The following is a 9,841-nucleotide window of genomic DNA, read 5'->3' on the forward strand; positions in this document are numbered from 1 at the left end:
GCTTTCGACAACGTGGTCGAAAGCCGGCCAGCGGATCCCGTCGCGGTCGAGGAAGCGCCGGCATCGGCGGCGCAGACCACCTCTCTACCGGTACTCGACCGCGAGGTGCTGGACGAACTGCGCGAGATCGCAGGCGCGGAAACGGCGACCATCATCGACGTATTCCTCGATGACACCACCCCGCTCGTGCGCCAGCTGCAGGAGGCCGCCGTCGTACCCGACCTGGAGCAGCTTCGCGAACTGGCGCACAGCCTCAAGTCGGCCAGCGCCAACGTCGGCGCCCTCGCCCTGTCGGCCGCGGCACGCCGCGTCGAACTGGCCGCCCGTGCCGGCAGGATCGAGCGCCCCGCGGTAATGGTCGCGCTGATCATCGCCGAGTTCGCCCGCGCGCGATTGGCATTGATCGGCTATCAATCGGACATGCGCAGCGCGCAGGCGATGCGGGCCTGAGCTTCCTCGGTTCTTCGCGTTCGCCATGAAGGCAAACGCCTGCGGGAAGATACTGCGGCCCCGCAGCGCGGCCGGTCGCGCGCAGGCGAAGCTTCAACGGATCGATACGAAGCAGGCCGCTGTTCCGGCGGCCTGCTTTGGATTCCGTGCGCCCGGCACGGCCATGGGTTTGGCGGCGCCCTGCATGGCGCCGGAGTGACCGCTCAGTCGTCGAGCTTGGTCAGCAGGTAGTTCGGCTCGCCGATGCGCTCGATCAGATCGAGCTGCGTCTCCAGCCAGTCGATATGCTCTTCCTCCGAGTCGAGGATCTTCACGAACAACTCGCGGCTGACGTAATCGCCGATGCCCTCCGCGTAGGCCACCGCCTCGCGCAGCACCGCCACCGCCGAAGTCTCCAGCGCCAGATCGCAGCGCAGGATCTCGACCGGGCTCTCGCCGATGCGCAGCTTGCCCAGCGCCTGGAAGTTCGGCAGCCCTTCAAGGAACAGGATGCGGTCGGACAAGGCGTCCGCATGCTTCATCTCGTCGATGGATTCCTTGTACTCGTGTTCGGCCAGTTCCTTCAGTCCCCAGCTCTTCAGCATCTTGGCGTGCAGGAAGTACTGGTTGATCGCGGTCAGCTCGTTGTAGAGCACCTTGTTGAGGAATTCGATGACCTTGGCGTCGCCTTTCATGTGGATGCTCCTGCACGCGTTGAACGCGCGCACTGTACCGTCAGGCGCGCTGGAATGAAGGAACGCGAATCGTACGCATTGATCCAGTCAGCCCCACGGGAAGACCGCGGCTCTCCGCAGGCCAGGGACATCCGGGTACGAGGGCACGTGGCACTGCCTCGATCCGCAAGAGCGGGAAACGAGTCTGTCCGTGGAAACAATGCCCGGAACGCCAGCACGCAGCACTCTGCCAGAGTCCGCATCGATGCGCGGGAAAACCGCGGGCGCTCGACGCGGCCTGCCTGGGCAATCCTCGTCCACCGCAGCCCGGCTGCAGTGCAGAGCATTGCCTGGACTCAAGCCACCTTGAGCATCGGCAAGGGCAGGTCATGCACGGCGCGGGCCCTGGCCAGAAGCTCGCCCGCCATCTCCAGGCAGGAACCGCAGTTGGAACCGCAGCCGGTACGCATCGTCAGCTCGGCCACCGAGCTGACGCCGTTGTCGGCAGCTTCGCGGATCTGGTGATCGGTGACACCGTTGCAGATGCAGACGTACACGGAGGCGTTCGGCAGGGCCGGCCGGAAGTGGCCGGTGACCATTTCAATCGAAACGAGAACGATTGTCAATCAAGAGGCTGAATCGTTCTCGATCAGGGCCGGCTACGCGATCGGTCCTTCGCCCTGCGCCTTCTTCGGCCAATAGCCCCGCTTGCGCAGACGCTTGCGTGGGCGCTCATGGCCTGCCGCATGGCCGGGCATCCAGGCCTCCTGCGCGCTCTTCGGCATCGCCGTCACGCCCTGCCCGGCGATCCCGCGCGCCAATGGCGCCAGATGCCGCAGCGCCCGCGCATACACCCCGCGCTTGAACATGACCACATGCTCGACGGGATACCAGAAATCCACCCAGCGCCAATTGTCGAATTCCGGAGCCTCGGTGTGGTCCAGGCGCACGTGGGTCTCGTCGCCGGTCAGGCGCAGCAGGAACCAGACCTGCTTCTGGCCGATGCAGACCTGCTTCTCGGTACGGCGGATGGCGCGGCTGGGCAACCGATAGCGAAGCCAACCCGGGGTCGCCCCGAGTACTTCGACATGTTCAGGCAACAGGCCGGTTTCTTCCTGCAACTCGCGATACATGGCCTCGACCGGCGTCTCGTCGGAATTCATCCCGCCCTGCGGAAACTGCCAGCCATCCCGGCGCACGCGTCGTGCCCAGAACACCTGCCCGTCTTCCCGCATCAGCACGATGCCGACGTTCGGTCGATAGCCGTCCGGATCGATCACGATGCGGACTCCTAAAAATTTCTACTGGCTTGGACTCTGCCATGGCCGCCGCAATGCCACAAGCGCGGAAAAAAGAGTTGACAGGAAAGCCGGTGATACGCAGAATTGCGGGCTCCCTGAGGCTATGTAGCTCAGCCGGTTAGAGCACAGCACTCATAATGCTGGGGTCGGTGGTTCGAGTCCACCCATAGCCACCAAGGGAGCGGGAGCACAGCTCTCGACAACCACAGCCCCGTCGCCAAGCGGTAAGGCATCTGACTCTGACTCAGACATTCGGAGGTTCGAATCCTTCCGGGGCTGCCAAACACCAAAGACCAGGTTGAAAAATCTGGTCTTTTTTGATGAAACACATCCCCCTCCGGGGACATGGCCTCCACTGCCGAGGCATGCGATAATCCCGACTTACCTAGCCCCGTCGCCAAGCGGTAAGGCATCTGACTCTGACTCAGACATTCGGAGGTTCGAATCCTTCCGGGGCTGCCATATACGAAAGGCCTGATCGAAAGATCAGGCCTTTCTTTTTGCCATCCCCTCCATGGCGACACCCCCAGCCATCGGCAGGCGCCCGCCCTCCAGCGGAACACCACACCGGAACTTGCACGAACACCCGCGCACGAAAATCCCCGCCCGACCCGAAACGACAAAAGCCCGGCCGAAGCCGGGCTTTTGCTTTCCCAGCGGGACCCCGGAGGATCCCGGACCAGGCGCGATGGATCAGCGCTTGGAGAACTGGGTGGCGCGGCGAGCCTTGTGCAGGCCGACCTTCTTGCGCTCGACTTCGCGGGCGTCGCGGGTCATGAAGCCAGCCTTGCGCAGCTCGGACTTCAGGCCTTCGTCGTACTCGACCAGGGCGCGGGCGATGCCCAGGCGGATCGCACCGGCCTGGCCGGTGGTGCCGCCGCCGGTGGCGGTGACGATGACGTCGAAGCTTTCGGTGTTCTTGGTCAGCTCGAGCGGCTGGCGCACGATCATGCGCGCGGTCTCACGGCCGAAGAACTCGTCCAGCGGACGGCCATTGACGGTGATGTTGCCCGAACCCTTGCGCAGGAACACGCGGGCGGTGGAGGACTTGCGGCGGCCAGTGCCGTAGTTTTGCGTGATAGCCATGATTAGATATCCAGAACTTGCGGCTGCTGGGCGGCGTGCGGATGCTCGGCGCCGGCGTAGACCTTGAGCTTGCGGTACATGGCGCGGCCCAGCGGGCCCTTCGGCAGCATGCCCTTGACGGCGGTCTCGATCACGCGCTCCGGATGGCGCTCCAGCGCCTGGGCCAGGTTCTCGCTCTTCAGGTTGCCGATGTAGCCGGTGAAGCGGTGGTACATCTTGTCCTGCAGCTTGTTGCCGGTGACGGCAATCTTTTCTGCATTGATGACGACCAGATAGTCGCCGGTATCGACGTGCGGGGTGTAAACCGGCTTGTGCTTGCCGCGCAGACGGCGGGCCAGTTCGGTAGCCAGACGACCAAGGGTCTTGCCGTCGGCATCAACGAGGTACCAGTCGCGCTGGACGGTCTCGTTCTTTGCGGTGAAAGTGCTCATGAAAGAACTCAGGTTAGGTCGGGCTCATTGCGGCGATGCATTGCCGGAACTCTGCCACGCGTTGTGAAGGTGAAACACAAGAGGCGGGATTGTACTGGCCGCGGCCGCCTCGCGCAACCTGCCGGCCACCCGGCCTTGGCAGTGCCGTGGACAGCGGCGAGAATCCGGCTACCCCACTCCGCCAGGATGCCATGATCACCGACCGCGCCTTCACGCCCTTGGACCGCCTGCTGACCGAGGCCCAGCGCGCCCTGGACACGGTCTTCGGCAATCCGCCGGCCAGCCGCCCCAATCCGGCCGGCGACACGCCGGATGTCGTGCTGGAATCCGATGAAAGACGCCATGCCGCTGGCCTGATGCGCATCAACCATGTCGGCGAGGTCTGCGCGCAGGGCCTGTACTTCGGCCAGGCGGCCGTCGCCCGGGATCCATCCACCCGCGCGCATCTGCTGGAAGCAGCCCAAGAGGAGACCGATCACCTGAGCTGGTGCGCCGACCGCCTGCGCGAACTGGACAGCCGCCCCAGCCTGTTCAACCCACTGTGGTATGCCGGCAGCTACGCCATCGGCACGCTCGCCGGGCTGCGTGGCGATGGCTGGAACCTGGGCTTCGTGGTCGAGACCGAACGGCAGGTCGAGGCCCACCTGGACGAACACCTGGAAACCCTCCCGCCAGCCGACCAGCGCAGCCGCGAGATCCTCAAGGTCATGAAGATCGACGAGGCGCGCCACGCCGACCATGCCGAGCACGCCGGCGCGCGCATCCTGCCGCCGCCGATCCCGGGGGTGATGGCCCTGGCCTCCAGGGCCATGAAGACCATCGCCTACCGGCTCTGATCCCTCTTCGCGCCCCTCCTCCCGATCTTTCTGGAGCAGAGCCCCCTTTGTTAAGGGGGCGCGGCAACAGCCGCGGCGATAGGCAGCTCCGGAGTCGGGGCCCAAGGTTTGCAAAGCAAACCCTGGGGGGCCTGGCCGCGACGCGGCCAAGGACTACGACACCATCTTCAACCCGATCACGCCGGACACGATCAGGCCGATGCACAGCAGCCGCGGCCAGGAAGCGCTGTCGCCGAACAGCAGGATGCCCAGCGCCGCGGCGCCGACCGCGCCGATCCCAGTCCAGATCGCATAGCCGGTGCCGATCGGGATCGACTTCAGCGACTGCGACAGGCACCAGAAGCTGACCACCATCGCGGCCAGCGTGCCCAGGCTGGGCCACAGGCGGGTCCAGCCCTCGGTGTACTTCAGGCCGATCGCCCAGACGATTTCGAACAGACCGGCTACCAGCAGATAGATCCAGGCCATGGCATTGCTCCTTGGTTTCAGGACAAAAAAAAACGGCCCGGTGCGTGAGCACCGGGCCGCCGTCGGCTGTGGTCCATGGATCGCACCATGGGGCGGGCCGTCCCGCCGTGTGTTTCAGGGGTGCGAGGCTAGCAATCCGCACCCGAACCGCATGTAACCGTCACTCGGCCAGGTTGCGGCCGTGGAACAACTCCTCGATCTCGCGGCGCAGCAGCGCCTCGATCTTCATGCGCTCCTTGAACGACAGGTTCTTGGCCTTTTCCTCGAAAAGGTACTGGTCCAGGTCGAAGTCCTTCAGGTGCATCTTCGTGTGGAAGATGTTTTCCTGGTAGACGTTGACGTCGAACATCTCGTAGCGAGACTTGATGTTCTTGGCCAGGAAGTTCTGGATCGAGTTGATCTTGTGGTCGATGAAGTGCTTCTTGCCCTTCACGTCGCGGGTGAAGCCACGCACGCGGTAGTCCATGATCACGATGTCCGATTCCAGACTCTCGATCAGGTAGTTCAGCGCCTTCAGCGGCGAGATCACGCCACAGGTGGCCACATCGATGTCGGCACGGAACGTGGCGATACCTTCCTGCGGATGGGTCTCCGGGTAGGTGTGCACGGTGATATGCGACTTGTCCATGTGCGCGACCACGGCGTCGGAGATCAGTTCCTTGCCGGCGGCCTTCTTGTCGATCACCGGCTCCTCGGAGATGAGGATGGTCACCGACGCGCCCTGAGGATCGTAGTCCTGGCGGGCGATGTTCAGGATGTTGGCGCCGATGATCTCGGCCACATCGGTGAGGATCTGCGTGAGGCGATCGGCGTTGTATTCTTCGTCGATGTACTCGATGTAACGCTGGCGCTCCTCTTCGGTACGCGCATAGCAGACGTCATAGATGTTGAAGCTCAGCGCCTTGGTGAGGTTGTTGAAACCCTGCAACCTCAGGCGAGGCAACGGCTTGACCACGGCGGTCGGTCCTGTGAATGGTGGGAAAGGGGGCAATTATGGGGCAAACCGCCCCCCGGCGAAACGTGCACGGCCAGCCGGCGTTTGCCCCTTATGGTCGGCCTCGCTAAGCTTGCCCGTTAAGACAAGTTCATAAAACACGCACATGAACGTCATCATGAGTCCAGGGATCGCCAATACCGTGCCAGCCGTGCGCCTCGCCTCCAGCCCCTTGACCCTGGACATCGCCACCATCGACCGGTTCCTGGCCCACAGCCACCGCCGCCGCTACCCGACGCGGACCGATGTGTTCCGCCCCGGGGACCCGGCCGGCACCATGTATTACGTGGTCAGCGGCTCGGTCAGCATCATCGCCGAAGAGGATGAGGACCGCGAACTGGTGCTGGGCTACTTTGGCGCGGGCGAGTTCGTAGGCGAAATGGGCCTGTTCATCGAGTCGGACAAGCGCGAGGTCATCCTCCGCACCCGCACCCCCTGCGAACTGGCCGAGATCAGCTACGAGCGGCTGCACCAGCTGTTCCTGGGCCCGCTGTCCAGCGATGCCCCCAAGCTGCTGTACGCCATCGGCTCGCAGATTTCCCGGCGCCTGCTGCACACCAGCCGCAAGGCCAGCCGCCTGGCGTTCCTGGACGTGACCGACCGCATCGTGCGCACCCTGCACGACCTGGCCCGCGAGCCTGAGTCCATGAGCCACCCGCAGGGCACCCAGCTGCGCGTGTCGCGGCAGGAGATCGCCCGCCTGGTCGGCTGCTCGCGCGAAATGGCCGGACGCGTGCTCAAGAAGCTGCAGGCCGACGGCATCCTGCATGCGCGCGGCAAGACCATCGTGCTGTACGGGACGCGCTGAAAGCGCGCATACGCGCTTCCAGCCCCAAAGTCTGCAACGCAGACTCTGGGCCCCGACGTACTGAACACCCGAATCCCGACGCCTGCCGGCGCGCCCCCTTTACCAGAGAGGGCAGCTTCGGCGGAAACGCGGCTGCGCCAGCCGCAAAGCGGGACAGCTACGTCCTGCTCCCCATCTGCTTGACGCATCCGCCCCAAGCCAGCAGGCTCCACGAATGGAATTTGGAAGCGAGTTCTACTGGTTCATCCTGATCGGGATCGGGGCGCAGCTGGTCGATGGCGCGCTGGGCATGGCCTTCGGGCTGGTGTCCTCGTCCGTGCTGTTGAGCATGGGGCTGCCGCCGGCGGCGGTGAGCGCCAGCATCCATACCGCCGAGGTGTTCACCACCGGTGCGTCCGGCGTATCGCATCTGGTGGCCGGCAACGTCGACCGGCGGCTGTTCCTGCGCCTGGCGTTGCCCGGCGCGGTAGGCGGGGCCCTCGGCGCCTATGTGCTGACCCAGTTGCCCGGCGAGATCATCCGGCCCTTCATCTATCTGTACCTGCTGGCGCTGGCGATCTTCATCCTGGCGCGCGCGGCCGGCCGCTTCACGCCCCGCCGCGAAGTGCGGCGCGTGCCGGTGCTCGGTTTCTTCGCCGGCCTGCTCGATGCCAGCGGCGGCGGCGGCTGGGGGCCGGTGGCGACCTCGACCCTGCTCGCGCGCGGTGGCCAGGCGCGGACCACCATCGGCACGGTCAATGCCGCCGAATTCGTCGTCACCATCGCCATCTCCGCCACTTTCCTGCTGTCGATGGGCATCCAGCACGCCAGCATCGTCGCCGGCCTGCTCGTCGGCGGGATGATGGCCGCGCCCGTCGCGGCGCTGCTGGTCAAGCGCCTCAAGGAGCGCTGGGTACTGATTGCGGTGGGCGTGCTGGTACTGTCGATCAGCCTGTTCCAGATCGGGCATGCGCTGCACGGATGGCTGGCCCGCTGAAGGGGTCTTCCAGGGATCATTGCCTGATCGCGGGGAGTAGAGACCACCGCCATTCCGACGGCGTCCCGTAAAGCGGAGCCGTGCCCGGCGGAGCCTGGCCGCTAACGCCAAAGCGGGGCTACACCCCCGCTCTACAGGCGCTGGCCGAGAGTGATCGCATCCGCGGCGCCGGACATGGCCTGCTCCGCAGCGGGATTCAGGCCTTGTCGCCGCCGCGGTCGGCGCAACCCCAGTTGAGGATCTGTGTACCAGCGGGGAGCACCCGGCGGAAATAGTCCACGCGCGAACGCTTGGGGTTGACCACCACCGGCGCCTTCGCCGCCTTGAGCAGCGGCAGGTCGGCGGTGCTGTCCGAATAGGCTATGGCGATGTCGCCATAGCCACGCTCGCGCAGCATGCGCATCTTCTCTTCGTTGTGGCAGTGGCGGGTGGCGCCCATCGCGCCCAGGCGCGGCCCTACTTCGCTGCCGATCACCGGCACGTCCTGGTGCGCCACGAAGGCGAGGATGGCCCGCGCCAGTTCCGGCGGCGCGCCGGTGGCGACCACCACCCGGTCGCCGGCGCGACGATGCGCGGCGAACACCTCCAGCGCCTGCGGCAGCAGCCGCGCGCGGATGTCGTGCTCGTGCACGCGCACATACTGGTCGATGATGCCGTTGAACTCCCTCGCCCGGTGCAGGCCGAAGGTCGCGATCCAGACGTAACCGGAAATGCCGAAGCGGCGCGTCGGCAGCAGCGCCACCAGCGGGCCGAACAGCGGCGTGATCAGCAGCGCCGCCAGCATGCGCAGCGGGTTGCGCCGGATCAACCAGGCGAACAGGTGGCTGCCGGAATCGCCGTCGTACAGGGTGTGGTCGAAATCGAAGACGACCAGCGGCGCGTCGTCGCGGGGAACGGGATGGGACTCGGTCATGCGCTGAAGAATAGCTGACGCAGGCCTTCGCCCGGCTCATCGACGCGCATGAAGGCCTCGCCGACAAGGAAGGCATTGATGCCGGCGTCGCGCATGGTCCTCACGTCGGCCGGGCCGAGGATGCCGCTCTCGGTGACCAGCAGGCGGTCGCGCGGCACCGCATCGCGCATCGACAGCGTGGTCTCCAGCGACACATCGAAGGTGCGCAGGTTGCGGTTGTTGATGCCCACCAGCGGCACCGGCACCTGGATGGCGCGCTCCAGTTCGTCGATGTCGTGCACTTCCACCAGCACGTCCATGCCCAGCGTCATCGCCAGATCGGACAACCCGGCCAGCTGGCGGTCGTCCAGCGCCGAGACGATCAACAGGATGCAGTCCGCACCGAGCACGCGCGCCTCGACCACCTGGTAGGGGTCGACGACGAAATCCTTGCGCAGCACCGGCAACGTGCAGGCCTCGCGGGCCTCCTGCAGGTAGGCGTCGGCGCCCTGGAAGAAATCCACGTCGGTCAGCACCGACAGGCAGCTGGCGCCGCCGAACTCGTAGCTCACCGCGATCTCGGCGGGACGGAAGTCCGCGCGGATCACGCCCTTGGACGGGCTGGCCTTCTTGACCTCGGCGATCACCGCCGGGTCGCCGTTGGCGATGGCCGCCTGCAGCGCATTGGCGAAGCCGCGCACCGGCGACGCATCGGCCACGCGCGCCTTCAGCTCGGCCAGCGGCATGCGGGCGCTGCGCTCGGCCACCTCCTGCGTCTTGCGGGCGAGGATGGTGTTGAGGATGTCGCTCATGGTTCTGCTTTCCTGGAGGCGGTAAGACGGATCGGATGGTCGGAGGAGAGTCAGCCGGCCAGCGCGCGGCTGGCGGCGACGTACTGCTCCATGCGCGCGCGGGCGCTGCCGTCGGCGATGGCCTGGCGCGCGCG

At 65.7% G+C, this 9,841-nt stretch carries 13 protein-coding genes and 3 tRNA genes; 7 read left to right on the plus strand and 9 right to left on the minus strand.

Annotated elements, in window-relative coordinates:
• Nucleotides 1–450 (plus strand): Hpt domain-containing protein (locus tag QMX80_RS16715; protein WP_282278294.1); only part of this gene is annotated, 450 nt, incomplete at its 5' end.
• A 203-nt stretch (nt 451–653) separates the two neighbouring features.
• Here the strand turns inward: QMX80_RS16715 and bfr are convergent.
• The 3 genes from bfr to QMX80_RS16730 all read right to left on the minus strand — a co-directional run bounded on the left by bfr (nt 654) and on the right by QMX80_RS16730 (nt 2,383).
• Nucleotides 654–1,124 (minus strand): bacterioferritin, encoded by a 471-nt coding sequence (gene bfr, locus QMX80_RS16720; RefSeq protein ID WP_282278295.1) that lies wholly within the window; start codon nt 1,122–1,124, stop codon nt 654–656.
• Between the two features lie 335 nt (nt 1,125–1,459).
• Entirely contained in the window at nt 1,460–1,660 is a 201-nt protein-coding gene (locus QMX80_RS16725) for a bacterioferritin-associated ferredoxin (protein ID WP_055767357.1), read from the minus strand.
• Between the two features lie 102 nt (nt 1,661–1,762).
• Nucleotides 1,763–2,383, minus strand: coding sequence for an RNA pyrophosphohydrolase (locus QMX80_RS16730; protein WP_282278297.1), 621 nt, complete (start codon nt 2,381–2,383; stop codon nt 1,763–1,765).
• A 120-nt stretch (nt 2,384–2,503) separates the two neighbouring features.
• Here QMX80_RS16730 and QMX80_RS16735 point away from each other — a divergent pair.
• From QMX80_RS16735 to QMX80_RS16745, 3 genes are all read left to right on the plus strand, one after another.
• A tRNA-Met gene (locus QMX80_RS16735) sits at nt 2,504–2,580 on the plus strand.
• 31 nt (nt 2,581–2,611) lie between these two features.
• Nucleotides 2,612–2,686, plus strand: a tRNA-Gln gene (locus QMX80_RS16740).
• 105 nt (nt 2,687–2,791) lie between these two features.
• A tRNA-Gln gene (locus QMX80_RS16745) sits at nt 2,792–2,866 on the plus strand.
• 231 nt (nt 2,867–3,097) lie between these two features.
• Here the strand turns inward: QMX80_RS16745 and rpsI are convergent.
• Together rpsI and rplM are read right to left on the minus strand one after the other, a co-directional pair.
• Nucleotides 3,098–3,490: a 30S ribosomal protein S9 gene (gene rpsI, locus QMX80_RS16750; RefSeq protein ID WP_054667799.1), complete on the minus strand. Its 393-nt coding sequence runs from the start codon at nt 3,488–3,490 to the stop codon at nt 3,098–3,100.
• Between the two features lie 2 nt (nt 3,491–3,492).
• On the minus strand, nt 3,493–3,921 hold the full coding sequence (rplM, locus tag QMX80_RS16755; RefSeq protein ID WP_055766352.1) for a 50S ribosomal protein L13: 429 nt from the start codon (nt 3,919–3,921) through the stop codon (nt 3,493–3,495).
• A 191-nt stretch (nt 3,922–4,112) separates the two neighbouring features.
• Between rplM and coq7 the strand changes: the two genes are divergently transcribed.
• Complete coding sequence (gene coq7, locus QMX80_RS16760) at nt 4,113–4,757, plus strand: 2-polyprenyl-3-methyl-6-methoxy-1,4-benzoquinone monooxygenase (RefSeq protein WP_282278300.1); 645 nt, start codon at nt 4,113–4,115, stop codon at nt 4,755–4,757.
• Between the two features lie 153 nt (nt 4,758–4,910).
• On the opposite strand, the gene sugE is transcribed toward coq7, so the two are convergent.
• Together sugE and speD are read right to left on the minus strand one after the other, a co-directional pair.
• The gene (gene sugE, locus QMX80_RS16765) at nt 4,911–5,225 is read right to left on the minus strand and encodes a quaternary ammonium compound efflux SMR transporter SugE (protein ID WP_055766358.1); all 315 of its coding nucleotides are present in this window, start codon (nt 5,223–5,225) and stop codon (nt 4,911–4,913) included.
• A 160-nt stretch (nt 5,226–5,385) separates the two neighbouring features.
• Entirely contained in the window at nt 5,386–6,180 is a 795-nt protein-coding gene (gene speD / locus QMX80_RS16770; RefSeq protein ID WP_054667806.1) for an adenosylmethionine decarboxylase, read from the minus strand.
• A gap of 157 nt (nt 6,181–6,337) precedes the next feature.
• Here speD and crp point away from each other — a divergent pair, with 157 nt between their 5' ends.
• Nucleotides 6,338–7,027: a cAMP-activated global transcriptional regulator CRP gene (crp, locus tag QMX80_RS16775; protein ID WP_055767360.1), complete on the plus strand. Its 690-nt coding sequence runs from the start codon at nt 6,338–6,340 to the stop codon at nt 7,025–7,027.
• A 214-nt stretch (nt 7,028–7,241) separates the two neighbouring features.
• Nucleotides 7,242–8,003: a sulfite exporter TauE/SafE family protein gene (locus tag QMX80_RS16780; RefSeq protein WP_055766361.1), complete on the plus strand. Its 762-nt coding sequence runs from the start codon at nt 7,242–7,244 to the stop codon at nt 8,001–8,003.
• A 196-nt stretch (nt 8,004–8,199) separates the two neighbouring features.
• On the opposite strand, the gene QMX80_RS16785 is transcribed toward QMX80_RS16780, so the two are convergent.
• Both QMX80_RS16785 and trpC read right to left on the minus strand, forming a co-directional pair.
• A complete protein-coding gene (locus tag QMX80_RS16785; RefSeq protein WP_282278304.1) occupies nt 8,200–8,916 on the minus strand; it encodes a haloacid dehalogenase-like hydrolase in 717 nt (238 codons plus the stop codon).
• Nucleotides 8,913–9,707: an indole-3-glycerol phosphate synthase TrpC gene (gene trpC, locus QMX80_RS16790; RefSeq protein WP_055766367.1), complete on the minus strand. Its 795-nt coding sequence runs from the start codon at nt 9,705–9,707 to the stop codon at nt 8,913–8,915. Before trpC ends, QMX80_RS16785 begins: the two co-directional genes overlap by 4 nt.
• Nucleotides 9,708–9,841: the final 134 nt, after the last annotated feature.

Source organism: Stenotrophomonas sp. PS02297 (assembly GCF_029959705.1).
Taxonomy (GTDB): domain Bacteria; phylum Pseudomonadota; class Gammaproteobacteria; order Xanthomonadales; family Xanthomonadaceae; genus Stenotrophomonas; species Stenotrophomonas nitritireducens.

Excerpts from the sequence above, each read along its gene's own strand:
- sugE (WP_055766358.1), bottom strand. The coding sequence starts at position 5,225 with ATGGCCTGGATCTATCTGCTGGTAGCCGGTCTGTTCGAAATCGTCTGG.
- bfr (WP_282278295.1), bottom strand. The coding sequence starts at position 1,124 with ATGAAAGGCGACGCCAAGGTCATCGAATTCCTCAACAAGGTGCTCTAC.
- coq7 (WP_282278300.1), top strand. The coding sequence starts at position 4,113 with ATGATCACCGACCGCGCCTTCACGCCCTTGGACCGCCTGCTGACCGAG.
- trpC (WP_055766367.1), bottom strand. The coding sequence starts at position 9,707 with ATGAGCGACATCCTCAACACCATCCTCGCCCGCAAGACGCAGGAGGTG.
- rplM (WP_055766352.1), bottom strand. The coding sequence starts at position 3,921 with ATGAGCACTTTCACCGCAAAGAACGAGACCGTCCAGCGCGACTGGTAC.
- rpsI (WP_054667799.1), bottom strand. The coding sequence starts at position 3,490 with ATGGCTATCACGCAAAACTACGGCACTGGCCGCCGCAAGTCCTCCACC.
- QMX80_RS16785 (WP_282278304.1), bottom strand. The coding sequence starts at position 8,916 with ATGACCGAGTCCCATCCCGTTCCCCGCGACGACGCGCCGCTGGTCGTC.
- QMX80_RS16780 (WP_055766361.1), top strand. The coding sequence starts at position 7,242 with ATGGAATTTGGAAGCGAGTTCTACTGGTTCATCCTGATCGGGATCGGG.
- crp (WP_055767360.1), top strand. The coding sequence starts at position 6,338 with ATGAGTCCAGGGATCGCCAATACCGTGCCAGCCGTGCGCCTCGCCTCC.